Source organism: Streptomyces sp. NPDC000941 (genome assembly GCF_053599555.1).
The window spans coordinates 63,921-87,033 of record NZ_JBSFMM010000001.1 but is presented as its reverse complement, the minus strand read 5'-3'; the positions used below and the strand labels follow the sequence as shown (position 1 = coordinate 87,033).

General features: G+C 69.5%; 25 protein-coding genes and 1 pseudogene. 16 read left to right on the top strand and 10 right to left on the bottom strand.

Annotation, left to right across the window (positions count from 1 at the left end; genetic code table 11):
- Window positions 1–25 precede the first annotated feature (25 nt).
- From ACWDSL_RS00405 to ACWDSL_RS00395, 3 genes are all read right to left on the bottom strand, one after another.
- Window positions 26–334 (bottom strand): hypothetical protein, encoded by a 309-nt coding sequence (locus ACWDSL_RS00405; RefSeq protein WP_450480145.1) that lies wholly within the window; start codon window positions 332–334, stop codon window positions 26–28.
- A gap of 45 nt (window positions 335–379) precedes the next feature.
- Window positions 380–934, bottom strand: a complete 555-nt coding sequence (locus ACWDSL_RS00400; RefSeq protein WP_450480144.1) for a glycoside hydrolase family 25 protein — start codon at window positions 932–934, stop codon at window positions 380–382.
- 217 nt (window positions 935–1,151) lie between these two features.
- The gene (locus ACWDSL_RS00395) at window positions 1,152–2,090 is read right to left on the bottom strand and encodes a UbiA family prenyltransferase (protein ID WP_450480142.1); all 939 of its coding nucleotides are present in this window, start codon (window positions 2,088–2,090) and stop codon (window positions 1,152–1,154) included.
- A gap of 870 nt (window positions 2,091–2,960) precedes the next feature.
- On the opposite strand from ACWDSL_RS00395, the gene ACWDSL_RS00390 reads away from it, so the two are divergent.
- Window positions 2,961–3,209 (top strand): hypothetical protein, encoded by a 249-nt coding sequence (locus tag ACWDSL_RS00390; RefSeq protein ID WP_450480140.1) that lies wholly within the window; start codon window positions 2,961–2,963, stop codon window positions 3,207–3,209.
- A gap of 336 nt (window positions 3,210–3,545) precedes the next feature.
- Window positions 3,546–3,743, top strand: coding sequence for a hypothetical protein (locus ACWDSL_RS00385; RefSeq protein ID WP_450480138.1), 198 nt, complete (start codon window positions 3,546–3,548; stop codon window positions 3,741–3,743).
- A 282-nt stretch (window positions 3,744–4,025) separates the two neighbouring features.
- On the opposite strand, the gene ACWDSL_RS00380 is transcribed toward ACWDSL_RS00385, so the two are convergent.
- Both ACWDSL_RS00380 and ACWDSL_RS00375 read right to left on the bottom strand, forming a co-directional pair.
- Complete coding sequence (locus ACWDSL_RS00380; protein ID WP_450480136.1) at window positions 4,026–4,250, bottom strand: hypothetical protein; 225 nt, start codon at window positions 4,248–4,250, stop codon at window positions 4,026–4,028.
- Entirely contained in the window at window positions 4,247–4,408 is a 162-nt protein-coding gene (locus tag ACWDSL_RS00375) for a hypothetical protein (protein ID WP_450480134.1), read from the bottom strand. Before ACWDSL_RS00375 ends, ACWDSL_RS00380 begins: the two co-directional genes overlap by 4 nt.
- A 162-nt stretch (window positions 4,409–4,570) precedes the next feature.
- Here ACWDSL_RS00375 and ACWDSL_RS00370 point away from each other — a divergent pair, with 162 nt between their 5' ends.
- The gene (locus tag ACWDSL_RS00370; protein ID WP_450480132.1) at window positions 4,571–5,407 is read left to right on the top strand and encodes a helix-turn-helix domain-containing protein; all 837 of its coding nucleotides are present in this window, start codon (window positions 4,571–4,573) and stop codon (window positions 5,405–5,407) included.
- Window positions 5,391–5,615 (top strand): DUF397 domain-containing protein, encoded by a 225-nt coding sequence (locus ACWDSL_RS00365; RefSeq protein WP_450480130.1) that lies wholly within the window; start codon window positions 5,391–5,393, stop codon window positions 5,613–5,615. The genes ACWDSL_RS00370 and ACWDSL_RS00365 overlap by 17 nt, the downstream gene beginning before the upstream one ends.
- Window positions 5,616–5,735: 120 nt before the next feature.
- Here the strand turns inward: ACWDSL_RS00365 and ACWDSL_RS00360 are convergent.
- Window positions 5,736–5,921 (bottom strand): annotated as a pseudogene (locus ACWDSL_RS00360) (tetratricopeptide repeat protein); the annotation flags it as partial.
- A gap of 319 nt (window positions 5,922–6,240) precedes the next feature.
- Here ACWDSL_RS00360 and ACWDSL_RS00355 point away from each other — a divergent pair.
- From ACWDSL_RS00355 to ACWDSL_RS00345, 3 genes are read left to right on the top strand one after another with little or no spacing between them, the layout of a single operon-like run.
- A complete protein-coding gene (locus ACWDSL_RS00355) occupies window positions 6,241–7,494 on the top strand; it encodes an RNA-guided endonuclease InsQ/TnpB family protein (RefSeq protein WP_450480128.1) in 1,254 nt (417 codons plus the stop codon).
- A gap of 33 nt (window positions 7,495–7,527) precedes the next feature.
- Window positions 7,528–7,728, top strand: a complete 201-nt coding sequence (locus ACWDSL_RS00350; RefSeq protein ID WP_450480126.1) for a Scr1 family TA system antitoxin-like transcriptional regulator — start codon at window positions 7,528–7,530, stop codon at window positions 7,726–7,728.
- Entirely contained in the window at window positions 7,725–7,814 is a 90-nt protein-coding gene (locus ACWDSL_RS00345; protein ID WP_450480286.1) for a DUF397 domain-containing protein, read from the top strand. The genes ACWDSL_RS00350 and ACWDSL_RS00345 overlap by 4 nt, the downstream gene beginning before the upstream one ends.
- 78 nt (window positions 7,815–7,892) lie before the next feature.
- On the opposite strand, the gene ACWDSL_RS00340 is transcribed toward ACWDSL_RS00345, so the two are convergent.
- A complete protein-coding gene (locus ACWDSL_RS00340) occupies window positions 7,893–9,878 on the bottom strand; it encodes a heavy metal translocating P-type ATPase (RefSeq protein ID WP_450480124.1) in 1,986 nt (661 codons plus the stop codon).
- 113 nt (window positions 9,879–9,991) lie between these two features.
- Between ACWDSL_RS00340 and ACWDSL_RS00335 the strand changes: the two genes are divergently transcribed.
- Together ACWDSL_RS00335 and ACWDSL_RS00330 are read left to right on the top strand one after the other, a co-directional pair.
- Window positions 9,992–10,396: an ArsR/SmtB family transcription factor gene (locus tag ACWDSL_RS00335; RefSeq protein WP_450480122.1), complete on the top strand. Its 405-nt coding sequence runs from the start codon at window positions 9,992–9,994 to the stop codon at window positions 10,394–10,396.
- Window positions 10,397–10,512: 116 nt separating this feature from the next.
- Complete coding sequence (locus ACWDSL_RS00330) at window positions 10,513–11,079, top strand: Uma2 family endonuclease (protein ID WP_450480120.1); 567 nt, start codon at window positions 10,513–10,515, stop codon at window positions 11,077–11,079.
- Window positions 11,080–11,087: 8 nt separating this feature from the next.
- On the opposite strand, the gene ACWDSL_RS00325 is transcribed toward ACWDSL_RS00330, so the two are convergent.
- Entirely contained in the window at window positions 11,088–11,465 is a 378-nt protein-coding gene (locus ACWDSL_RS00325) for a TraR/DksA family transcriptional regulator (protein ID WP_450480118.1), read from the bottom strand.
- 347 nt (window positions 11,466–11,812) lie between these two features.
- Here ACWDSL_RS00325 and ACWDSL_RS00320 point away from each other — a divergent pair, with 347 nt between their 5' ends.
- Complete coding sequence (locus tag ACWDSL_RS00320; protein WP_450480116.1) at window positions 11,813–12,316, top strand: hypothetical protein; 504 nt, start codon at window positions 11,813–11,815, stop codon at window positions 12,314–12,316.
- An 8-nt stretch (window positions 12,317–12,324) separates the two neighbouring features.
- Here ACWDSL_RS00320 and ACWDSL_RS00315 read toward each other — a convergent pair whose 3' ends face one another.
- Entirely contained in the window at window positions 12,325–14,301 is a 1,977-nt protein-coding gene (locus tag ACWDSL_RS00315; protein WP_450480114.1) for a heparinase II/III domain-containing protein, read from the bottom strand.
- Between the two features lie 116 nt (window positions 14,302–14,417).
- On the opposite strand from ACWDSL_RS00315, the gene ACWDSL_RS00310 reads away from it, so the two are divergent.
- Window positions 14,418–16,484, top strand: coding sequence for a DUF2264 domain-containing protein (locus ACWDSL_RS00310; RefSeq protein ID WP_450480112.1), 2,067 nt, complete (start codon window positions 14,418–14,420; stop codon window positions 16,482–16,484).
- 83 nt (window positions 16,485–16,567) lie between these two features.
- On the opposite strand, the gene ACWDSL_RS00305 is transcribed toward ACWDSL_RS00310, so the two are convergent.
- Window positions 16,568–17,671, bottom strand: coding sequence for a substrate-binding domain-containing protein (locus tag ACWDSL_RS00305; RefSeq protein WP_450480110.1), 1,104 nt, complete (start codon window positions 17,669–17,671; stop codon window positions 16,568–16,570).
- A 251-nt stretch (window positions 17,672–17,922) separates the two neighbouring features.
- On the opposite strand from ACWDSL_RS00305, the gene ACWDSL_RS00300 reads away from it, so the two are divergent.
- From ACWDSL_RS00300 to ACWDSL_RS00280, 5 genes are all read left to right on the top strand, one after another.
- On the top strand, window positions 17,923–18,942 hold the full coding sequence (locus ACWDSL_RS00300) for a hydroxyacid dehydrogenase (protein WP_450480108.1): 1,020 nt from the start codon (window positions 17,923–17,925) through the stop codon (window positions 18,940–18,942).
- A 196-nt stretch (window positions 18,943–19,138) separates the two neighbouring features.
- Window positions 19,139–20,380, top strand: a complete 1,242-nt coding sequence (locus ACWDSL_RS00295; protein WP_450480106.1) for an ABC transporter substrate-binding protein — start codon at window positions 19,139–19,141, stop codon at window positions 20,378–20,380.
- Window positions 20,377–21,402: a carbohydrate ABC transporter permease gene (locus ACWDSL_RS00290; protein WP_450480104.1), complete on the top strand. Its 1,026-nt coding sequence runs from the start codon at window positions 20,377–20,379 to the stop codon at window positions 21,400–21,402. The genes ACWDSL_RS00295 and ACWDSL_RS00290 overlap by 4 nt, the downstream gene beginning before the upstream one ends.
- On the top strand, window positions 21,399–22,244 hold the full coding sequence (locus tag ACWDSL_RS00285) for a carbohydrate ABC transporter permease (RefSeq protein ID WP_450480102.1): 846 nt from the start codon (window positions 21,399–21,401) through the stop codon (window positions 22,242–22,244). The genes ACWDSL_RS00290 and ACWDSL_RS00285 overlap by 4 nt, the downstream gene beginning before the upstream one ends.
- A gap of 10 nt (window positions 22,245–22,254) precedes the next feature.
- On the top strand, window positions 22,255–22,989 hold the full coding sequence (locus ACWDSL_RS00280) for a YesL family protein (RefSeq protein ID WP_450480100.1): 735 nt from the start codon (window positions 22,255–22,257) through the stop codon (window positions 22,987–22,989).
- Window positions 22,990–23,113 lie beyond the last annotated feature (124 nt).

Below are 23,113 nucleotides of genomic sequence, written 5' to 3'. Positions count from 1 at the left end.
GAGCGCATGCGGCGCGGCCGGCGGATCACCGCCCGCCGCGCCGCTGTGCGCCGGCCCGCCGCCGGCGGTCGTTGCACAGCAGACAGCGCCCGTATCCCGGCGGCAGCGGGTCGTCCTTGTCCCCGTACAGCGGGTCGACGGCGCCGCGCGGATGCTCAGAACAGCCCGTCGCACCGTGCTCCGCCCCCAGCGCGTTGGCCGCCGCGAGCGCCCGGCGCAGGGCGTCGGTCAGCAGCTCGCTCTCCTGGCCGGAGGGTGTGGCGTCCAGGGAGAAGGCGATGTCCGACGCGGTGGTGAGCGCGCTGCGGAGTTCGCGCAGGTCTGCGTAGCTCATACCGGAAGGGTAGGCCCACCCACCGACAGCGCCGCCGGCTGGCTGCTACTCCTTCCGCGCCCAGGCGCGCAGATCGGCCTTGCTGTCGAAGCGCGCCACGTCCTTGTCCAGCGGGCGCTCGGCGTACTGGTGGATCCGCCAGGTCGCCTTGATGCGCGGCTTGCCCGCCTCCACGTAGTCGGCGATCCACAGCCCGTCCCCGGCGTACGACGTGGTGTCGATGTTCAGCCAGAAGGTGCGGTTGCAGTAGAGCAGCACCCGGTGCCCGGGGCGGAGCTTCTTGACCTCTCGTATGAACCGGTCCTTCTCGGCGTTGCTCGCGTGGGTGCCTTCAGATGTGGTCTCCCAGTCCACGGCGAGCAGGTCATGCGACTGGGAGGCGCACTTCTCGACGAAATAGCCGGCCTGCGCCGCGATATTGCCGGGCCACAGGAAGTGGTAGAAGCCGACCACGCACCCCGCCTCGCGGGCGCGGGCCGCCTGTGAGGACTGGCGTGGGTTGATGTACGAGCGGCCCTCGGTCGCCTTGACGAAGACGAAGGCGAGCCCGTCCGGGTCGAAGGAGGTCTGGTGTGAGCTGACGTCGATGCCGCGCAGCATGCTGCCTGCCTTGGGGGGAGAGAAGGAGTCGAGGGGGGAGGGAAGCGGAGTGGGGGGAGGCGAGGGAGAACCCTGTTCTTGTCATGCCCGGTACACCAGCCCGTACGCTCCTCCGGTCGATGGGCACTGCCGACTGCGCAGGTTAACGAGGCGTCAGGCGCAGCTCAACCGGTTTGCGGGATTTGCCCGTTGCGGCCGGGCGTGTCTGGCCCGTCTGCTACAGCTTGAGGAGAAGAACGGCCGCGATCGCCAGATGAGTGGCGTACTGGCAGACCATGAAGGCGCGGTAGGGAGCGCGTTCCCGCCCGGGGGCGGGATGTCGGCACAGCCAGGAGATCCAGCAGGCACCGCACAACAGCACCAGGGCGGCGGCCAGCAGCGGCGGATCGTAGGCCAAGGCGCCCACAACGAACACCAGCCCCACCGCCGGGGCGCAGACCGCCGTGACCGTACGGGCCGCCTTCTCGCCGCGCACCACCGCGAGCGTACGGCGGCCGCCCTCCCGGTCCCCGGGGATGTCGCCCAGATCCTTCGCGAACGCCCCGACCAGCCCCATCCACGCCGACATCACGGCCGCGAACAGCCAAAGGCCCGCCCGTGGTTCACCTCCCGCGGCCTGCGCCCCGGCCCCATAGGCGCACAGGCCCGTGACGGTCACGGACAACGACGAGGACCAACTGCGCCGCTTGGCGCTGAGCGGGGGAGCGGAGTACGCCCAGCCGAGGAACAGCATTACGCCCACACAAAGAAAAAGCCCCAGGTCGAAGACGCTGAGGAGAAGGGCGGCCGGGGCCAGGAGGCCAATGGCCCAGCGGGCGGCGCGGGCCGACAGCGCGCCGGAGGCCAGCGGCCGCCGCGAGCCGTTGGCCCGGTCCTCCGGCAGGTCCATCACGCCGTTGAGCAGATAGGCGGAGGCGGTGGCACAGAACCAGGCGAGGGCGCCGGCAGCGACCCGCGCCGCGGGTAAGTGCTCGCCCGGCCAGGCCCCGAGGGCCCCCACGGTGAAGCGCGCCAGGAAGACCACCTGGACCACGGGGCGCGCCTCACGCAGACACAGCCAGGCCGCCTGCGCGGCGGCGGTGGCGGTGTGCGGTGGCAGTCGGCAGGGGGACGAAGAGCCGGGGGCAGCTTGTGGGGCCTTTGAGGCTCGTGGCATGGGCAAAAACTAGTGGTTCGACCAGTGACTCGAACAGCGGTAGGCCGCCACCTCGCCCGAAAACCAGTGGAGCCGCACTCCCGCGTGCCGTTACCGTGCTGTCGCCCGCAGTCACCCTGTCAAGGACGTGCCGTTGTACACCAGGTGAGCCCCCAAGCGCTGATCCGTCGCGCGTCGCACCTGTGCGCCGCGCTCCTTTTCGCTGCGGTCTTCTCACTGGAAGTGGTGTAACTCTGTGTCCAAAAACTGGGCGGTCGCGCCCACCTGCCTGCCGATCCTTCTCCGCCGTTGCCACAGGTGCGCCCCCGGTCCGGGTCCGGTAGCCGAACTGTTCCAGGGCCCGGTCGTACGGCGCCGCGACGTGGGCGGCTCGGGCCGAACCGATCGGCCGGCCTGGCAGTCGCCGTACGGTCCGCCGCCGCACCGGACGCACCGCGGCCGGTGGGTGCCTGAGCCGGGGTTGGGCAGGTCCGGGTCCGCTTTGCGGCGTGGATACCCGTGCGGCCGGTGCGACTGATCGCCGAAGGCTTCGCTGAGTCCTTCCGGCCTCGGGCCCGTCCGGCGGTATCCGATCCGCCGGACGGGCCCTGGCGTTCGCCCCCCAGACCTCCCGCGCGCACTGTCGTTTCCCTTCGGCAGGCAGGTGAACAGAGTTTGCGCGGATCGTGTCACCTAATGACAAGTCAGTCCTGTTAATCTCGCACTCCCGATCGGGATAGATGTCCTCGGAGGGCGAGTGGACCCGCTTTCTGCTGGCGTCGATCGCGCGTTGTCCGCGCCTTCCATGAATATCCCGTTCGGCCCGATGGGGCGATCTCGCGAGAATTCTGGAATGCCTGATCTCAGGCATCGAAAAGGGTGGAGAGAAAAGTGAACTCAGTTTCCCGTAAGGCCACACTTGTCGTCGGCACCATAGCGGCGGCCGTGGGCCTGTCCATGTTCGGCGCCGGGACGGCCTCGGCCGCCCGGCACCCGGTCCTGCCGTACCAGGGGACCGTGTACGCCAGCCTGGGCAAGTGCCTGACCGTCGGGAACACTCTGGCCCAGCAGGGCGAGGTGTCCTGGTTCAACTGTGAGCCGCGTTCGGGCGGCCGCTACGCCTTCTACTACTCGCGCTGAGCGGCGGTACCGGTCAGACCTGAAGCGGGTCGATTCGGGCCGAACCGATCGGCCGGCCTGGCAGTCGCCGTACGGTCCGGGCTTCGGGCTATGTCACCTAATGACAAGTCAGTCCTGCTAATCTCGCACTCCCGATCGGGATAGATGCCCTCGGAAGGCGAGCGAACCCGCTTTCCACTGGCGTCGATCGCGCGTTGTCCGCGCCTTCTATGAATATCCCGTTCAGTCCGATGGGGCGATCTCGCGAGAATTTCGGAATGCCTGACCGCAGGCATCGAAAAGAGTGGAGAGACAGTGAACTCAGTTTCCCGTAAGGCCGCACTTGTCGTCGGCTCCATGGCAGCGGCCGTGGGCCTGTCCATGTTCGGCGCCGGGACCGCCTCGGCCAGCCCGCTCCTGCCGTACGAGGGGACCGTGTACGGCAGCCTGGGCAAGTGCCTGACGGTGGGGAACACGCTGGCCCAGAAGGGTGCGATAACCACGTTCAACTGTGTGGAGACCAAGGACGGCTACGCCTTCTACTACACGACCTGAGCGGCGAAGGAGGCCGGTTCGGAGCGCGTTGAGGAAGGCATCGCGCGGAGAATCGCGGCCTCCTGAGCGCGGCGTACGAAGGGGTGGTGCACGAACCGATACGGGCGTGCACCGCCCCTTCGCCCGTTCTGGCCTCTTCTGCCTTCATCCACGCGCCCCGCCTCCGGCCGGGCCGATCTCCATCTCCTTGAGCCGCGTGGCGAACGCGTGCCGCCAGTCATGCACCCGAGGTCACCACTCCAAGCGATACTCGCGGCCCGGACGCCACCGATCGCGATGGTTTCATGGCCGGGGTTTGGTTACCGGAGGGAAGCGGAGGGTGGCGGCGTCGGCCGTCCACTCGACGCCGCCCCGGGCGGGGCGCAGGAAGGCGACGCGGCTGCCTGTTGTCTTGTGGTCGAAGAGCAGTTCCGTGGTGGCGTGAATCGCCTGGACCACGCCTGTGCGGTCGCTGATCGGGTCGTACGCCTCCTGGCCCGGGCCGGGGGCAGTCCTTCCGGTGTTCATGCGCGTGGCCCTCCGGACTGCTGAGGCACCTGGACGGTGTGGGTGGGGTGACGTCGGCGCAGCACCTCGTAGTCGGTCGCCTTGCTGTAGTCCCCGGCCTGTTTGGCCTGTTCGCGCAGCGTGCGGAAGTGGTGGCAGGTGGGGCATTGGTCGTTCATTCGGTCACCTGTTCGGTGTTAGCTACTTTGGGTGGTTCTTTCTGGCTTGGATGCGCCTTGCGGCTTTAATTACTGTGTGTACTCCAAGCGTTGCGCTGAGGGGCGGCAGGCAACAGGGGTGGGGGCACACCAAGTCGGCCTGGCGTGAGGGAGGTTCATGTGATGAGCGAGACGATCGAAGAGCAGCAGCCGGTCAGTGGGCTCGCGTATTTCGGTAGGGAGGTACGGATCTGGCGGACGCGGGCGGGGATGAGCCAGCGAGTGCTGGGCCTGGAGGCCAACTACGGGCAGCAGTACGTGGCGAAGGTGGAGGCGGGGGAGAGGCTGGCCAGTCAGGCGTTCGCGAAGGCTTGCGATCGGGTCTTCGGCACGGAGGGCATGTTCGCGCGGCTTCGGGCGCAGGCCAGCCAGCACGGTTATCCGGCGTGGTTCGTGCCGTACGTGCAGTTGGAGCGGCAAGCGACGGTAATCCTGGACTACTCGGCCACGCTCATCATGGGCTTGCTTCAGACGGCCGACTACGCGCGGGCCGTTTTCCAGGCTGCGCACCCCCGGGAGGGCGCGGACAAGATCGACGCGATGGTGGACCGGCGGCTGCAGCGGCGGGAGGTGTTGCAGCGCGACGCTCCGCCGCTCCTGTGGTGTGTCATCGACGAGTCGTGCTTGAGGCGCGAGGTGGGCGGGCCCCAAGTGTTGCGCGCGCAGTTGGCCCACCTGATCCACGAGGCGGCATCACCGCACGTCACCATCCAGGTGCTGCCTTACGCGTCGGGAGCGCCTGCCCTGCATATGGCGTTCACTCTGCTGAAGTTCGATGATGACCCGGACCTTCTCTACGTGGAGAACCCCGTATCCGGGACGGTGATCGACTCACAGGCCGTGGTTGAGGACAGCGCCGCAGCCTATGATCGGCTCCGCGCTGACGCTCTCTCCCCGGAGGCGTCGATTGCCCTGATTCGTAAGGTGATGGAGGAACTAGCGGATGAGCAGCATCCCTGACCTGTCTCGCGCCACATGGGTGAAGTCCAGCTACAGCGGGGGTAACGAAGGCCAGTGCCTTGAGTTCGCGCCTGACATATCCGTGACCGCCGGTGTCGTCCCCGTCCGGGACAGCAAGAACCCGGCAGGTCCAGCCCTGGTCTTCTCGGGTGATGCGTGGGGTTCGTTCACGGCCGCCGTGCAGGCCGGAGAATTCCCCGTCTCCTGAGGTCCAGCGCTCCGCGGCCCCGCCGCGCCGCTCAAGCCGAGGCGTCATCGTTCCGATCGCCGCGAGAACGCATCGCAGCGTGGTGAGGTTGTTCAGGGAAGCGGCAGTGTCGGGGTGGTCGGGGCCCAGGGGTGATTGCCTGATGGCCAGCGCACGTTCCGCGAGCGGTAGGGCTTCAGCGTGTCGGCCCAGGTCGCTGAGTGTGGTGGCGAAGTTGCCCAGTCGGAGGGCCGTGGTGGGGTGGTTGGGGCCGAGGGTTGCCTTGGTGATGGCCACTGCTCGCGCGGCGGCGGTGTGCGGAGGCATTTGCGGGGACTTGGAGCCGGGGGTGGCTGGTGGGGTTTGAGGCTCGCCGCATGGGGAGAAAGCCAGTGGTTCCACTAGCGACTCGAACAGCACGAGATACGTCAAGCTCCGCCTGTCACTTCAGTCACTTCAGCGTGATCTTGCGAGGAACCCCGGGGCTGCAGCAGCCCCGGGAGGAATCGCATCCTCGGGTGAGCGGTGCGGAGCGCCGCCGCGTCGTGCCGCGCGGAGCGCGGCCGGGTGAACCGGCTCGCAGGGCTTGGTGAGAAAAGCCGGTGTTCGAATGCCGGAGTGTTCGGCGGCCGGTAGCGTCGCAGATGTGAAGCTGGTGGTGCGCGTGAAGCTGCTGCCGACGCCTGTGCAGGCGGCGGCACTTGAGGCGACCCTGCATGCGTGCAACGAGGCGGCGACGTGGGTGTCGTCGGTGGCGTTCGAGAAGGACGTGAAGCGGAACTTCGCCCTGCGCGAGCTCACCTATGGCGAGGTCAAACAGCGGTGGGGCCTGGGTGCGCAGGCCGCCCAGCATGTGATCAAGAAGACGTGTGACGCGTATACGACACTGACGGCGAACCTGAAAGCCGGAAACCTCGGCAAGCCCTGGTCGAAACGCTACCGGCAGGCTGTCGGGAAACCGGTCGCCTTCCGGCCCGACGGCGCCCAGCCCTTCGACGACCGGATGCTGTCCTGGCAGATCGACCAGCGGACGGTGTCCGTCTGGACCGTGTCGGGCCGGGTGAAGGAGGTGGCGTTCACCGCCTCGCCCGAGCAGTTGGCCCGGCTCGCGCTGTACCGCAAGGGCGAGTCCGACCTCGTCTTCCGTGACGGCATGTGGTTCTTCCTGGCCACCTGCGAGGTCCCCGAAGCGCCGTCGAACACCGGCCCGGACGGCTTCCTCGGCATCGACCTGGGCATCGTCAACATCGCCACCACCAGCGACGGTCAGATCATGGCCGGACGCCAACTCAACCGGGGCCGCTTACACGAACGCGCCCTGCGAGCCAAGCTCCAGAAGAAGAACACTCCGTCCGCCAAGCGCCGCCTGAAGAAGCGGCGCCGCAAGGAGGCGCGGCGGGCCAAGGACATCAATCACAAGATCGCGAAACATGTGGTGGCCGAGGCTGAACGCACCGGTCGCGGGATCGCCCTGGAAGATCTGACGGGCATCCGCGAGCGGGTACGGCTTCGCAAGCCCCAACGGGCCACCCACTCCAGCTGGGCCTTCGCTCAGCTGGGGCAGTTCATCGCGTACAAGGCCCGCAAGGCGGGGGTACCGGTGGTCTACGTTGATCCGGCGTACACCTCCCGCACCTGCGCCGAGTGCGGGCACATCGACAGGGCGAACCGGGTCTCCCAGGCCTGGTTCGCGTGCCGGTCCTGCGGATTCGTTGATCACGCGGACCGGAACGGCTCCCGCAACATCCGCGCCAGAGCGGAAGAGTTGTGGCGACGCGGGGTGCAGTCAGCCACCCCAGACCCACCCCCGAATCCCGGGCGTGGGACAGGACGCAAATGCAGCGCTACAGCCAGTGGCGCCCGTTGTGCAAGCCCGGGACTCCCAGTCCCGGGTCGTTGACGTACTACCGTTCGGGGTGGGGGCGCCCCGGCAGTGGAGAGTTTCACTCTTCTGGCGTTCGACGAAGGGCCGAACATCGTCTACGCGGATACGGCGATGGCAGGTCAGGTGATCGATGCACCGGAAGAGGTGGAACGCACGACTGCTGCGTACGACCGGCTACGGGATGCTGCCCTGAACCCGGATGAGTCGCTGGCCATGATCCGCATAGTGATGGAGGAGGACACCCGATAAGGAGCGCCCTCGACCTGTCCCGCGCCGAATGGGTCAAGTCCACCTACAGCAACGGCAACGAAGGTCAGTGCGTTGAAGTCACCTGACGCCCCCTCACGCCCGTAGAGACCTTCCATACTGGCACGCCATAGCGTGCGGGGACGGCTTCGCGGCTTGCGCGTCGGCTATCCGCCGTCCCCAGCGCCGCGCGCGCGGCGCCACGCGCCATCGGCCAGCAGCCGCAGACCGTTGAGGCCGACGATCACTGTGGAGCCCTCGTGGCCCGCGACACCCAGCGGTAGCGGCAAAGTCCCCACCAGGTCCCAGATCACCAGGCCGGTGATGAAGGTCCCGGCGATGACCAGGTTCTGCACCACCAGGCGACGGGCGCGGCGGGAGAGCGCGACCACAGTCGGAATCGTGGCCAGTTCGTCGCGTACGACGACGGCGTCGGCGGTCTCCAGGGCGAGGTCGGAGCCGGCGCGGCCCATGGCGATGCCGGTGTGGGCGGCGGCCAGGGCGGGGGCGTCGTTGACGCCGTCGCCGACGACCAGGACCTTTCGCCCAGCGGCCTCCAACTCCCGCACCGCCGCGACCTTGTCCTGTGGCAGCAGTCCCGCCCGTACGTCCGCGATGCCGACTTCGTCGGCCAGACGCGCGGCGGCGCGCGGGTTGTCGCCGGTGACGAGGACCGGCGCGGTGCCGGTGAGCGCGGCGAGGGAGGCGACCGTGGCGGTGGCCTCGTCGCGGAGGCGGTCGGCGATGCCCAGTACGCCGACCGGGGCGCCGTCCACCAACACCAGGACGGTGGTGCGGCCCTCGCGCTCCAGCCGCTCGGCGAGCGCCGCAGCCGGGTGGTCGGCCCGGTCGGCCAGGAGCCGGGCCGGGCTGCCGACCGCGACGGCCTGGCCGTCGACGCGGGCGGTCACACCCGTACCGGGCGCGGAGGCGAAGTCCTCGGCGGGCGGGAGGTCGAGGTCGCGGTCACGCGCGGCGTCCACGATGGCGCGGGCCAGGGGGTGTTCGCTGGGGTGCTCGGCCGCTGCTGCGAGCCGTAGCAGCGCCTCCTCGGCGAGGCCTGAGGCGGGCAGTGGGCGGATGTCGGTCACCTTCGGGGTGCCCTCGGTGAGGGTGCCGGTCTTGTCGAGCGCCACGGCGTCGATCTGGCCGAGGCGTTCCATCACCACCGCGGACTTGACCAGTACGCCGTGGCGCCCGGCGTTGGCGATGGCCGACAGCAGCGGGGGCATGGTGGCCAGCACCACCGCACACGGGGACGCGACGATCATGAAGGTCATCGCCCGCAGCAGCGTCGGCTGCAGAGCGGCGCCGAAGACAAGAGGGAGCGTGAACAGTGCGAGGGTGGCGGCGACCATGCCGAGGCTGTAGCGCTGTTCGACCTTCTCGATGAACAGCTGGGTGGGGGCCTTGGTCTCGGCGGCCTCCTCGACCATGGCCACGATGCGGGCGATCACCGAGTCCGACGGGTCGCGTTCGACCTTCACCCGCAGCGCGCCGGTGCCGTTGAGGGTGCCGGCGAACACCTCGTCGCCCGTCTCCTTGGCCACTGGCAGCGGCTCGCCGGTGATGGTGGCCTGGTCGACGTCGCTCGCCCCGTCCAGCACCCGGCCGTCGGCGCCGATGCGCTCCCCGGGGCGCACCAAAAGCGTGTCGCCCACGCGCAGCCGCTCGGTGGGCACCGTCTCCTCCCCGCCGTCGTCGGCGAGGCGCGTGGCGGTGGCCGGGGCGAGGTCGAGGAGGCCGCGGACGGAGTCGGCGGTGCGGGCGGTGGCGATGGCCTCCAGCGCGCCGGAGGTGGCGAAGATGACGATCAGCAGGGCGCCGTCCAGCACCTGCCCGATCGCCGCCGCGCCGAGTGCGGCGACGACCATGAGCAGGTCGACGTCGAGGGTCTTCTCCTTGAGCGCTTGAAGGCCCGCCCAGCCGGGCTCCCAGCCGCCCGTCACGTACACGAGCGCGAACAGCGGACCCCAGGCCCACCCCGGCGCGTCCAGCAGATACAGCGGCAGGCCGACCAGGAACAGCACCAGCGCGGCAGCCGCCCAGCGGGCCTCGGGTAGGGCGAAGATCCGCGTACGGCGCCTGGGCGGCGCCGCCGCGTCGCGAGCGGCGCCGGGGGGTGGGGCGGAGCGGGTGAGAGTGGACGACATCGCGGCAGTGGTCCTTACGCGGGCGGGGGGAATCGCATCCGACGTCACCACCGTAACAGGAATGAATGAACAATGATTCATGTGTTCATGGGGTGGCGGCGTACGATGTGCGCATGGGTCATGGAGCCGCATCCCCCGCCAGCGCCGTCCCCCGTGCGCGCTTGGACGCGGCCGGTGCCGCCAAGGTCGCCACGACCTTGCAGGCCCTGGCCACCCCCTCCCGACTGTTGATCCTCGCCCGGCTGCGCGAGGGTCCCCTCGCGGCCACCGAACTGGCCGCCGAGGTCGGCATGGAGCAGTCAGCCTGCTCCCACCAGCTCCGCCTGCTGCGCAACCTCGGGCTGGTGACCGGCACCCGCAAGGGGCGCTCCGTGGTGTACGCGCTGTACGACAACCACGTCGCCGAACTCCTCGACCAGGCGCTCTATCACGTGGAGCACCTGCGCCTCGGGCTGAGCGACACGCCTGCCGGTGCGGCGGAGTCCGAGGGTGACGCGGTGGCCGGTCCGAGCGCCTGACGACGTGGCTGCACTACGCCTCGGCAGGGGCTGACTCCGGCTGATCGGCCGAGTCGGTTCCAGTACGCTGAGCCCAGCACTGCCAGGCCCGTCGCGCAGGTTCAGGGAGGTGAGTCATGACCGCCGAGATGGTCGCTCCCTCGTGGATGCATGAGCAGATCACGGCCGAGCAGTACGACTCCTGGTCCGAGGAGCAGTGTGCGGGCGTCGAGATCGTGGACGGGATGGTCGTCGTGAGCCCCAGCGCGTCCAAGCGGCACAACCGCCTGGCTCGTATCCTCGCGAACGCCCTGGAGGCTGCCGCGGGGCCTGACTGGAACGCTGACACGGACTTCGACGTCCGGCTGCAGGACGTGCCGCTCACCAATCGCCGACCGGACGTGGTCGTGTACCGCGCGGCGACGATCGACATCACGCCCACCCGCCCCGAGCATGTGCTGCTGGTCGCCGAGGTCGTGTCCCCCGGGTCGGAGACCACCGACCGGATCGTGAAGGTGGACCAGTACGCCAAGGCCGGGATCGGCTTTTACTGGCGGATCGAGCAGACCGCGACCGGCGTCCCGCTGGTGTACACCTACGTTCTCGACCCGGCGACCAGGGCCTATCGGGACGGGGACGTGTTCACCGGCGTGGTAAAGGTCGCGGCTCCGTTCCCGGTGGAGATCGACCTCGGCGAGATCTAGCGCCTCGCTCAGCGCCCACTCTGCTGCTCGGTACAGGCGACGCACCGCTCGGCGTGCGGCATGGTCATCACTCGTTCCCGGGCGATGGGGACGCCACAGGTGGCGCAGGTGCCGAAGGTGCCGTCCTGGATGTGGGTGAGCGCGGCGAGGGTCCGTTCCAGGAGGGCGGTGGCGGCGTCGGTACGGGTGTGCAGTTCCTCGATGGCGAGGGTGGTCGCGCCGACGTCCGCGGCGTCCAGGGCGCAGTCGCGGCGGAGGGCCGACTCGGTTTCCCGTGCGGTGGCGATCTCCACGCGGAGGCGGTCCCGCTGATCGGACAGCTTGGCGGCAGCCTCCTCGAGGTCGTCTGGCCCGAGTGGGCTTTCGTGCGGGGGCATGCCGTTCATTGCTGAGCCGCTCCCGCCGTCAGCCTGGCGTTCAGTGCTTGCGGGGTTTCGTACTGCTGGACAAGGTTGCGCAGGACTGCGGGGTGCACATCAGCATGAGGCCTCCTTCGAGCGCGGAATCGGTACAGCAATGAGCGGCCCCTCGGATACCCGCACGGCGAGGGCGTATGCCCTCGCGTTTCGTGTTACGGGAGTCCTGGATTGTGTTACAGCCGGAGAATGGCGGGACGTGAAGTGTGGTGTGCAGGGGGCCGCAGGTGCCGTGGTCCCGCAGGGGAGGGGGATAACCGTGCCCTTACGATCCGGCAGTAGGCGTAAACGAACCCGTTGACCCGATAGGGGCGTTGGTGAGCTTTTATATCCAATCTGGATGTCCCGAGGTTCTGAAGGTTGAAACCGCTGATGACATGGCCGATGCGGTGGGTCAGCTCTATCCTCTGGAGACCGAGCATGCGGTCTTGGTCTGGAACTGGATTCCGGTGCTGCTGGAGTATCGCTACGATATTCCGGTGTTGCTCGACGACCTAGTGCCGCTGCTTGAGGAGATTCAGCGTGCGGAGTTCTCCGAAACGCGGGTCTATTGGGGTTCGGACACCTTCTCCACTGAATGGCAGATCCGTCGGGAGGGAGAATTGCTGAGAATCGATTCCCGCTGGATGGCCGTGTCCGGAAGTTATGAGTCCCTTCTCAACGACAGAAGTCAATTGACGGTCGAGATCCGCTCGTTCGTCGCCGAGTGGCTGAAGGTTCTGCGACGGATTGCGTACGATCTCGGCGCCCAGCCCTCCGTACGTCTTGAGGATCACGACATAGCGGTCCGGGTGAACGCTCTGCTGACGCCATCGCACTGACCGCCTTCTCACCGTGACCGCTCCATCCGGACGGTGAACGGCTCCCCAGCAGAAGGAGCCGCGACAGTCAGGGTGAGCCTCGTCAGCCGCTCGCCCCACGACTCGCGCAGCAACGGGTCGTCGAGGTCGCGGTGTTCGAGCCGGGCGGTGGCGCGCTCCGGGGCCCAGGTGATCAGCAACGAGTGGCCGTCGGCGGTGACCTGTGCCTGTCCCTCGGCCAGTTCGACGTCTCCCGCTAGGAGGTGCCGTAGCAGTACGGGGGTGGCGAGGTCCGGCGTCCAGTGGTCCTCGATCAGGACGTGGGCCGGGGTGTCCGCCGTGGCGCGTATCAGGCGTACGGACCGGCGCCAGGTGTGCAGCAGGTCCGGCGGGTACGCGGCGGCGAGGTCGGCGTGCAGGGTGGCCGCGGCGGGGGTGAGGTCGACGCGTACGTCCTCCGCCCGGTGGTTGGCGCCCGGCTGCTGGGCGGCGCCTGGGTCGGGGACGTTGTGCCAGGCGCTCTGGAGGGGCCAGGCCTGGTAGCGGTCGGGGCCGAAGCTGGCGGCGGTGTAGGTCGGTTGGCCGATGTCGACGACCAGGGGGCGGCCGTTCAGGGCGACCCAGTACGAGCCCACGTCGAGGTGGTTGTGCCGCTCGCCGTTGTGGCCCGCCTTCGCCGCCAGGGTCAGGCCGGCGGCCGTGCCCGGCGTCTCCCTGGCGACGAGGACCTGGACCCGGGGCAGCCAGGTTTCCCGTGCCGCCCAGGCAGCGGGCCCTTCGGCGGTAGTGGTGGCCAGGGCGTGGCGCCAGCGTGGGGCGCAGAGTCCGGCGAGTGCTCGGCCGAGGCCCGCCCGGGGGCGTACGGTCGGTCCTCCGCGTGCGCATGCCAGGGCGTGGGCGCGGACGTCGGGGTCGGACAGCCGCTCGCCCCACTGGAAGAGCAGGTGCCAGGGCTGGTCGGGCCACAGCCGGGCGGGGGCGTCGCCGGCGTTGACGTACCAGTCGCCGGCGAGATGCATACGGTGCGGGAACTTGCTGAGCGGGCCGAATACGGGCAGGTCGCGGGCGTCGAGCGCGGGGCCGCCGGCGTCGGAGAGCAGGTCGAGGGCTTCCAGGAGCCGGCCGGCGCCCTGCCACCAGTACGCGACGCCTTCGTCGATCCCGCCGTCGTCGGGGAGCACCGCGACGTAGTGGTCCAGGCCCTCGACGACGAGCCGTACGAGCCGCGCCCGCCGTTCCTCGTCGTCGGCCAGCAGGAGGGCAGCGGCGAGAACCGCCCCATGGATCCAGGGGTTCCAGTTGTGGGCGTCCCCGTCGAGCCCGATCCAGTGCCAGTCCCGGGTACGCTCGAACGGCGTCAGCACCCGCAGGTCCACCTCCCGCCTGAGCCGCCTGCGCAGCCCGGGGACGCGGGTGTCCAGATGCGGGCCGAGTACGTGGTCGGCCCAGGCCAGCAGGGACGCCACCTCGGCGGCCCCCAGGTCGAGGAACGGCTCGTCCGGGTCCGGCAGCACCTCGTCGCTGGCCTTGGCGTAGCGGTCGTGGGGCGCCCAGCACCAGGTGCTGGTCTCGGCCAGAGCCATCAGGGCGTCGGCCGCGGCGTCGAGGTACGGGGCGGCACCGGGTGGGGCGTCGGCCGGGGCCACCTCGCCGGTGAGTGTGGCGGCGAGTACGAAGAGCGTGGCCCGCTCGCGCAGCCGCCGGGCGGAGTCCTCGTACGCGGTCCGCACCCCGTCCCGGAACGTCCGGGCCCAGTCGGATGCGGTCAAGACCGGTGCGTTCCGGCGGAGTTCAGCCGCGGCCTCCTCCAGCAGCCCTCCGCGCGTGCCGGCGTCCACCGCCTCCCACACCGAGCGCGCGGTGACCGTGGGGACGGGGAGCCGCATAGGGGCATCGCGTAGGAGTTCGACCAGCGGATCGGGGCTCAGGGTCGTCAGGGTCGGGGTCAGGCGGCTCCGTAGGGAGCGGCACGCGGGGGACTCCGGCTCCGGCTCTACCAGGCCCATTATCTCTCCTGATCGATTCTGTTCGAAATCGTTGACTCGGGACTATGCCACGGGATGAGGTGGCAACGCCATGCATCCATCCACCCATCACCCACCACCGCCTTCCGGAGGAAGCAGTGTCGCCTGACGAGGACCGGGACCTCGCCCCGTACACCGGCTGGACCAGGGCGCACTGGACCGCGCTCGCCGACCGGATGCTCGCCGCCGCCCAGCCGTACGCCTCCCCGGCGGGAGCCCGGATCGACCTGCCCGGCCCGGCGAGCGCGAACGGCGCGGTCTCCGACGGGCTTGAGGGTTTCGCCCGCACCTTCCTGCTCGCCGGTTTCCGTATCGCGGGGGAGCGGGGCGCGGACCCCGGCGGGCCGCTCGGCGGTCTGCTGGAGCGGTACGCGGGCGGGCTCGCGGCGGGCACCGATCCGCATTCGCCCGAGGCGTGGCCCCGCCCCGACCAGCTCGGCCAGGCCAAGGTCGAGGCCGCCTCCATCGCCCTGGTGCTGCAGCTGACCAAGCCCTGGCTGTGGGACCGGCTCGACGACGGGGTGCGCGAGCGGGTCGTCGACTGGCTGGGGACCGTCGTCGGACAGCCCTATCCGCCCATCAACTGGGTCTGGTTCAGGATCGTCGTCGAGTCGTTCCTGCGGGAGGCCGGCGGACCGTGGTCGGCCGCCGATATCGAGGAGGACCTGGCCGTCCACGCCTCGCTGCGCCGGGCGGGCGGCTGGCTCAGCGACGGGCAGGAGCGGGCCTTCGACCACTACACGGGCTGGGCGCTGCACCTGTACCCGCTGCTGTGGACCCATCTGTTCGACGTCACCGGCACGCTGTGCCCGCCGGCCCTCCGGGAGACCTGGGCCGCGGACCTTACGCGCTACCTCGACGATGCGGTGTGCCTGGTCGGCGCGGACGGCTCGCCGCTGCTGCAAGGACGCAGTCTCACCTACCGCTTCGCCGCCGCCGCGCCCTTCTGGGTAGGCGCGATCACCGGGGCGGGCGGGCAACCGCCGGGACTCGTACGCCGCGCGGCCAGTGGCATCGTCCGGCACTTCGCCGAACGCGGAGCCCCCGACGGGGACGGACTGCTGGGCCTCGGCTGGCACGCCGCCTGGCCCGCGATGCGGCAGTCCTACTCCGGGCCGGCATCGCCGTACTGGGCGGCCAAGGGCATGCTCGGGCTGATGCTGCCCGAGGACCACCCCGTATGGACGGAGCCGGAACTCCCGCTGCCGGTGGAGACCGGGGACGTCGTACGGGTCGTCGAGGCGCCCGGCTGGCTGGTCTCCGCGCGGCGCAGCGACGGCATCGCGGTGGTGCTCAACCACGGCACCGACCACGCGCTCCCCGGCGACACCAGCGCGGACTCGCCGCTGTACGCACGGCTCGGCTACTCCACCGCCACCGTGCCCTCGTTGACCGCCGCGTCGGCGGCCGACCCGGTCGACAACGCGGTCGTACTGCTCGACGGGGACGGCCGGGCCAGCCACCGCACCGGGTTCGAGACGCTGTTCGTCCGCGAGCTTCCCGGCGGTGTGCTCGCCGCCGCCTCCCGGGGGCCGGTGCGCTGGGTCGACAGCGGCGGCGACGACTCGCCCGACCACGGCTCCGGCCGGACCGGGCCGACGACGCCGGGGCCCGTGGTCACCGTCGCCTCGGTGCTGCGCTCGGGGGTTGAGGTCCGGCTCGTCAGGGTGGACGCCCCGGCATCGGCGGCGGCATCGGCGGCGGGCGGGAGCGGGGGCTCTGTGCGGATGGGCGGTTGGCCGGTCGCGGCCGACACCCCGCCCGAGACGTGGGCGGGCACGGGCCGCACGGGCGCCGGGCCGTACGCGGAGGCGGGCACCGCGTCCCTGCGTTCGTCGCTGCGCGGCCTGCGGGGGCTGCACCGCGGCGGAGTCGCCACCGGGAAGGACGACAGCCCGCTCGGCGCCCGGACCGCGACGCCGTGGCTGGCCACGGACGGTGTGCCGTACGGCGATGTGCTCGCTGCCGTGGTGACCCTCGACGGTGGTGGCCAGAGCGACGGTGGTGGCCAGAGCGACCAGGGCGGGCCCGATCCCGCCGTCTCCGTTCACCCGGGCCCCGACGGTGGCCACCGGGCCCGGCTGACCTGGCCGGACGGTCTCACCACCGACGTCGAGCTGTCTGCGGTGCCCCCGCTGCCCCCGCTGCCCCCGGTGACCCCCTGACCGGCTCGGTCCGCTCCGACCCGCCGGTGCGTCGACGGCCCGTACAACAACGGCCGTACGTCACCGGCGGGTCCGCCGCGCCCTCACAGCGCCCGGGCCCGCCTGACCGACGAGTCACGGAGGATCAGCTCCGGCAGGATGAGCACGCGCTGCGCCGGGCGGCGCTTGCCCTCCATGAGCCTGGACACCATCATCTCGACCGCGACCCGGCCGACCCGGGCCTTGGGCGGGCGTACGGCCGTCATCGCCGGTTCCGCGAGATGGGCCACCTCGTCGTCGTAGCTGACCAGGGCCATGTCGTCGGGGATGGAGTACCCCTGTTCGGCGAGGTATTGGGCGACCGACATCGCGTCGGGGTCGCTGTGCACGATCAGCGCGGTGATCCGGGACCCTCGGCACCGGTCGAGGATGCCCTCGATGATCTGCCGGTGGCCCGGCTGGTCGAGGGCGACGCTTTCGCGGACCACGAACTCGCTGGGCAGGTCGAGCTCCGTGCACGCCTTCAGCCAGCCCTGGGCGAGATGGGACGAGTGCGGGCTGCCCTTGGACAGCACCAGACCGATCCGGCGGTGGCCGTGCTCGTGGAGGTGGCGTACGGCCAGCTCCAGGCCGACCGCGTGGTCGCTGCGCACCCACTCCAGCTGGCGCGGGGTCGGCGTCCACTGCGAGGTCTGCCGCTCCACCAGGATGGTCGGCACCGGCAGATTGCTGATCCAGCCGATCAGCTCGTCGACGCCGCTGCCCTCCAGATTGGGCGCCAGCAGCAGCCCCTGGACCTGCTTGGCCTCGATCAGCCGGCTGATCTGGCGGCGGTCCTCGGCCTGGTTGTAGCTCGATCCGCGCAGTTGGAGCTGGACGCCGAGCCCGGCCGCCGCCGAGCGGGCGCCGCTGACGATCGAAGGCCAGTAGAAGTCCAGGGAGGGTACGACCATGCCGATCGTGAAGGGCACGGGCGTGGGGCGGGGCCGGCGGGCCGGGGCCTGGTCGAGATCGGTCGGCAGGGTGGCGCCGCCGTGCACTTTGGTGAGCAGGCCGCGGGCGGCGAGGGCGGTGATATCGCGCCGTACGGTCAGTTCGCTGACGTCGAGCAGCCGGGCGAGGTCGCGGACCCGCACGGTGCCGTGCCGGCGCAACTCGTCCATCAGGCGTTCCCTGCGCTGAAGGGCGAAAGGTCGGTCTGCGCTCATCGGGCCCCCTCGGCCATTCGGTCAACGGCCTGATGGCCTGTTCGAGTCTGAACGAATCGCTTCGATTGTGTTCGATCTATAGCGGATATGTGCTGCTGCCCACTATCCCTGTTCCAACGTGTTCGGCGGGTCCCAATGTGTTCTACGCAACACGGGATTTAGCAGGACATAGCAACTTCGCGATTTCACGACTTCGCGTCAGATGGCAACGGTGCCGGTCCAGACCGGCCTAGGGAAGGACTCGACGCCCGATGCAGACGAAGCCCAACGCGCTGGTCGTCATGAGCAGGCCGAGCTTCGACGCGCACTTCGACTCCGCCCGGCTCGCGCGGCTGGCGGATCTGGTGGCCCTGGGCGACCCGGTCTGGACCGACGACCTCGACCATCCGGCGGTGCGGGCGCGCCTGGCGGAGGTGGAGGTCATGCTCACGTCCTGGGGCGCGCCCAAACTGACACCGGAGCGGATCGCCGCGGCCCCCGCGCTGCGGGCGGTGCTGCACTGCGCCGGCAGCGTACGGGGGCTGGTGGACGAGGAGGTGTGGCGCCGTGGGATCCAGGTGACCAGCGGCGCGGACGCCAATGCGATTCCCGTCGCCGAGTACACCCTGGCGGCCATCATCTTCGCCGGCAAGAAGGCCCCGTTCCTCGCCGCCGACGAGGAACGCGCCTACCAGGGCTGGGGCACGGTGTCGGGATACGGCGACCTGTCCAACTTCGGCCGGACCGTGGGGGTCGTCGGCTTCTCGCGGATCGGCCGCCGGGTGGTCGACCTGCTCAAGATCCTCGGGGACACCACCTGCCTGGTCGCCGATCCGTACGCGGACGCGGAGGAGGTGAAGCGGGCGGGCGCCACCCTGGTCCCGCTGGAGGAACTGCTTCCGCGCGTCGATGTGCTGTCCCTGCACGCTCCGGAACTGCGGGAGACCCGCCACCTCATCGGCGCCGACCAGCTCAGCCTGCTTCCCGATCACGCGACCGTGATCAACACGGCGCGCGGCAGTCTCATCGACTCCGACGCGCTTGCCGCCGAATGCGCCTCCGGACGCCTCTTCGCCATCCTCGACGTCACCGACCCCGAACCCCTGCCCATCGACTCGCCACTGAGACACCAGGCCAGCGTGATGATCACCCCGCATATCGCGGGCTCGCTCGGCACGGAGATCGGGCGTCTCACCGACCACGCCATGGACGAGCTGGCCCGGTGGACCGCGCGCGAACCCCTGCAGTCCGAGATCACCGCGGAGGCGCTGGCGCTCGGCCTGAGCGCCTGACCGCCGCACCGTCTGACCGCCGCACCGCCTGAGCCCCCCGGGCGCCCAAACCCCCCGGGCGCCCCCCGAGCCTCGCTCACCCCACCAGGCGCCACCCCCCGCGACACGCACCACCCGCAACGCCCCTCCCGCAACACACCCCTCATCACAAGGAGCCGCTCCCGTGATACGCACCCTCAAAGGACCCGCCAGAGGCGTGACCGCCGCCGTCGCGCTGTCCCTGCTAGCCGTCGGCTGCGGCAGCGACGGGGGCAGCGGCAAGACCGCCGACGGCAAGACCATCGTCAAGGTCGCGGTGTGGGACTACGAGAAGACCCCCGAGTTCAAGGCGCTGATCGACGGATTCGAGGCCGAGAACCCGAAAATCGACGTACAGCCGGTCGACATCCTCTCCGCCGACTACTCCAACAAGGTCACCACCATGCTCTCCGGCGGTGACAACACCGACGTGCTGACCATGAAGAACGTCACCGACTACGCCCGCTACGGCACCCGCGGCCAGCTCCAGTCGCTCACCACCGACGTCAACAAGCTCGACAAGGCCAAGTACTCCGGCCTCGACGCCTTCGACCTCAAGGGCGAGTACTACGCCGCGCCGTACCGGCAGGACTTCTGGGTGCTCTTCTACAACAAGGACCTCCTCAAGAAGAGCGGCGCGGACCTGTCCGAGCTCACCTGGTCCGACTACGCCGACCTGGCCAAGAAGCTCACCACCGGTTCGGGCTCGTCCAAGGTCTACGGCAGCTACCACGAGACCTGGCGCTCGGTGGTGCAGGCGATCGCTGCCGCGCAGACCGGTGGGGACCAGCTGAGCGGCGACTACGGATTCTTCAAGAAGCAGTACGAGCTGGCGCTGGACCTGCAGAAGTCCGGAGCCGTGCTGCCGTTCGCCACGGCCAAGACCCAGCAGACCAAGTACGACGCGGAGTTCTCCACCGGCAAGGCCGCGATGGTGCCCATGGGCACCTGGCTCGCGGCCCGTCTGCTGCAGCTGAAGGCCGAGGGCAAGAACGACGTCGACTGGGGCATGGCACCGCTGCCGCAGACCGATGCGAACGGTAAGACGGTCACCTTCGGCTCCCCGACCGCGTTCGCCGTGAACAAGAAGGCCAGGAACTCCGAGGCGGCCAAGAAGTTCGTACTGTGGGCCTCCGGCCCCAAGGGAGCGGCCGCGATCGCCAAGGTCGGCGTCGTTCCGTCGTACACGGATGACGCAGTCATGAAGAACTTCTTCGGCGTCAAGGGCATGCCGAACGACGACCTGTCCAAGAAGGCCATGAGCCCGGACAAGGTCGCGCTGGAGATGCCGGTCAGCCCGAAGTCCTCCGACATCGACCAGATCCTCAAGGAGGAGCACGAGCTGGTGATGTCCGGTGAGAAGTCCATCGACAAGGGCATCGATGAGATGGAATCCCGCGTGAAGTCCGAAGTCGAATGAGCGAGCTCTCCGGCGCCACGGCCGCGGCTGCGGCCACAACCACAACCGCAGCCACGGCCACGGCCACAACGACGGCCAGGACGACGGGCGGCCTCGACAAGACCTCCGGCGCCGGCGGCCCCGGCAAGACCTCCAACGCCGCTGCCCTCAAGCGGCGCCGCCGCCGCACCGCGCTGGTGGGCTGGAGCTTCATCCTGCCGAACCTGCTGGGCTTCGCCGCCCTGACCCTGGTTCCGGTGGTCTTCACGCTGCTGTTGTCGTTCACCGACTGGAACTCGTACAACACCCCCCAGTGGATCGGGTTCGACAACTTCCGCCGGATGTGGGACAACGACAACTTCTGGACAGCGCTGACCAACACCTCCTGGTACGCGGCCGGGCACATCCCGCTCACCATGGCGGCCTCCCTCGGCCTGGCGGTGCTGCTCAACCAGAAGCTGCGCGGTGTCGCCTTCTTCCGTACGGCCTTCTTCTTCCCCTACATCACCTCGCTCGTCGCGGTGGCCGTGGTGTGGAACATGCTGTTCAGCCCGGACACCGGTCCGGTGAACCAGCTGCTGAAGGCCGTCGGGGTGGCCCATCCGCCGGGGTGGACCACCGACACCGACTGGGCGCTGCCCGCGGTGATCATCACCAGCGTGTGGCGGGACATGGGCTACTACATGGTGCTGTATCTGGCCGGGCTCCAGGCCATCCCGGCGGAGCTGTACGAGGCGGCCAGGGTGGACGGCGCCGGTGCGTGGAAGCGGTTCTGGCATGTCACGGTGCCGTCGCTGCGGCCGACGACGTTCTTCGTCCTGGTCATGCTGACGGTCTCCAGCTTCAAGGTCTTCGACCTGGTGCAGGTCATGACCGAGGGCGGCCCCGGCCGCTCCACGCTGGTGCTGTCCCAGCTCATCTTCAGGGAGGGCATCACCCAGGGCCGGTTCGGCTACTCCTCGGCCATCTCCCTGGTGTTGTTCCTCATCGTCCTGATCATCACCGTGACCCAGTTCCGATTCCAGCGGAGGAACGAACGATGAAGACGACCGCGCGGCCGGGCGGGCCGGGGCGGATCATCGGCCGGGCTCTGCTGTACGTGGTGCTGACGGTGCTGTCGGCGGCGGTCCTGGTGCCGTTCGTATGGATGCTGGTGTCCTCGCTGAAGACCGACAACGAGGTCTTCACGGTCCCGATCCAGTGGATCCCGAAGTCCTTCCACTGGGAGAACTTCTCCGACATCTGGACCGCGATCCCGCTGTGGACCTACCTGGGCAACTCGCTGTTCCTCAGCGTCGTCATCACCGCACTACAGGTCCTGACCGGCAGCTTCGCGGCCTACGGCTTCGCCAAGATGAGCTTTCCCGGGCGCGACGCCGTCTTCCTCGCCTACATCGCCACCATCGCGGTGCCGTGGCAGGCGTACATGGTGCCGCAGTACATCATGATGCAGAAGCTGGGCCTGGTGAACACGCATCTGTCGCTGATCCTGCTCCAGGCGTTCGGCGCGTTCGGCGTCTTCCTGATGCGCCAGTTCTACCTGACCATTCCGGACGAGCTCAGCGAGGCGGCGCGTCTTGACGGGCTGAGCGAGTACGGCATCTGGGCGCGGATCGTGCTGCCGCTGTCGAAGCCCGCGCTGGCCAGCCTCGCCCTGCTGACCTTCGTCAGCACCTGGAACGACTACATGGGTCCGTTCATCTATCTGACGGACAACAACCTCTGGACAGTGCAGCTCGGCCTGCGGTCGTTCGTGGGCATGTACAGCTCCCAGCACGCGATGATCATGACCGGCTCGGTGCTGTCCGTGCTGCCGATCCTGGTGGTCTTCCTGCTCGGCCAGCGGTACTTCGTCCAGGGCATCTCCACCAGCGGGATGAAGTGAGGCGGCCGGGATGAGCACACCGAGTACGCAGGTGACCGGCCGCAGGCTCCGGCTGAACGTCGGCCACGACTCGTGGGACCTCATCTGGTCCCATGTCCACCGGGTCCTGGTGGTCAACCTCGGCGTGGCGGTCACCAACCTGCCGCTGCTGCTGGCCCTGGCCGCCGAGCACCAACCCTGGCGGTACCCGGTCTTCTTCGGCCTGCTCTCGCTCGGGGCAGGCCCGTCCCTCGCCGCGGTGTTCGCCTACCTCAGGCGCACCGCCGACGACGAACGGGCGCCGGTGACCGACCTGTTCCGCGGCTACCGGCGCCTGTTCACCCGGGCGCTCCTCGGCTGGACCCCCTTCGTACTGCTGATCGCCGTGGCGGCCACCGACCTGGCCGCCCTCTGGGGGTCCGCGCTCGGGTCGGCCCTGGCGCCGCTGCTGACCGTGGTGATCCTCCTGGCGCTGAGCTCCGGAGTCGTCGCGATGGCAGGCCTGGCCCAGGACCCGGCCGAAAACCCGACCGTATCCCGGCACACCCTGCTGGCGGCCTGCTACGCCTCGGTGCGCCGCTGGCCGCTCGCGCTGCTGAACCTCGGCCTGCTGGGCGTCTCCCTGGCGCTCGTCAACCAGGCTCCGCTGCTGGGGCTTGCCGTGGTGCCGGGCTGCGCGCTGTTCGTCGTATGGCGCGACTGCGGCGCGATGCTGGAGTCGGTGCGGGGCGGCGGCCACGTCGCTCCGGCGGAGGAACACACCTGAGAACCGGCCTTTCCGCGCCGCCGTCGTTACGCGTCGCGGACTCACGGAATCGCGGAATCGCGGGATTCCTTGTCTTCACCTTGTCTCCGGCTTGTTACGGAGGCTGCGCAAGTCGGAATCGCGC

Bases quoted from the DNA above. Each gene is read 5' to 3' on its own strand.
- ACWDSL_RS00380 (WP_450480136.1), bottom strand. From the start codon at position 4,250: ATGAACACCGGAAGGACTGCCCCCGGCCCGGGCCAGGAGGCGTACGAC.
- ACWDSL_RS00395 (WP_450480142.1), bottom strand. From the start codon at position 2,090: ATGCCACGAGCCTCAAAGGCCCCACAAGCTGCCCCCGGCTCTTCGTCC.
- ACWDSL_RS00315 (WP_450480114.1), bottom strand. From the start codon at position 14,301: ATGGGCCTGGTAGAGCCGGAGCCGGAGTCCCCCGCGTGCCGCTCCCTA.
- ACWDSL_RS00325 (WP_450480118.1), bottom strand. From the start codon at position 11,465: ATGAACGGCATGCCCCCGCACGAAAGCCCACTCGGGCCAGACGACCTC.
- ACWDSL_RS00330 (WP_450480120.1), top strand. From the start codon at position 10,513: ATGACCGCCGAGATGGTCGCTCCCTCGTGGATGCATGAGCAGATCACG.
- ACWDSL_RS00285 (WP_450480102.1), top strand. From the start codon at position 21,399: ATGAAGACGACCGCGCGGCCGGGCGGGCCGGGGCGGATCATCGGCCGG.
- ACWDSL_RS00365 (WP_450480130.1), top strand. From the start codon at position 5,391: ATGAGCAGCATCCCTGACCTGTCTCGCGCCACATGGGTGAAGTCCAGC.
- ACWDSL_RS00385 (WP_450480138.1), top strand. From the start codon at position 3,546: ATGGCAGCGGCCGTGGGCCTGTCCATGTTCGGCGCCGGGACCGCCTCG.
- ACWDSL_RS00405 (WP_450480145.1), bottom strand. From the start codon at position 334: ATGAGCTACGCAGACCTGCGCGAACTCCGCAGCGCGCTCACCACCGCG.
- ACWDSL_RS00280 (WP_450480100.1), top strand. From the start codon at position 22,255: ATGAGCACACCGAGTACGCAGGTGACCGGCCGCAGGCTCCGGCTGAAC.
- ACWDSL_RS00300 (WP_450480108.1), top strand. From the start codon at position 17,923: ATGCAGACGAAGCCCAACGCGCTGGTCGTCATGAGCAGGCCGAGCTTC.
- ACWDSL_RS00370 (WP_450480132.1), top strand. From the start codon at position 4,571: ATGAGCGAGACGATCGAAGAGCAGCAGCCGGTCAGTGGGCTCGCGTAT.
- ACWDSL_RS00305 (WP_450480110.1), bottom strand. From the start codon at position 17,671: ATGAGCGCAGACCGACCTTTCGCCCTTCAGCGCAGGGAACGCCTGATG.
- ACWDSL_RS00335 (WP_450480122.1), top strand. From the start codon at position 9,992: ATGGGTCATGGAGCCGCATCCCCCGCCAGCGCCGTCCCCCGTGCGCGC.
- ACWDSL_RS00400 (WP_450480144.1), bottom strand. From the start codon at position 934: ATGCTGCGCGGCATCGACGTCAGCTCACACCAGACCTCCTTCGACCCG.
- ACWDSL_RS00375 (WP_450480134.1), bottom strand. From the start codon at position 4,408: ATGAACGACCAATGCCCCACCTGCCACCACTTCCGCACGCTGCGCGAA.
- ACWDSL_RS00340 (WP_450480124.1), bottom strand. From the start codon at position 9,878: ATGTCGTCCACTCTCACCCGCTCCGCCCCACCCCCCGGCGCCGCTCGC.
- ACWDSL_RS00290 (WP_450480104.1), top strand. From the start codon at position 20,377: ATGAGCGAGCTCTCCGGCGCCACGGCCGCGGCTGCGGCCACAACCACA.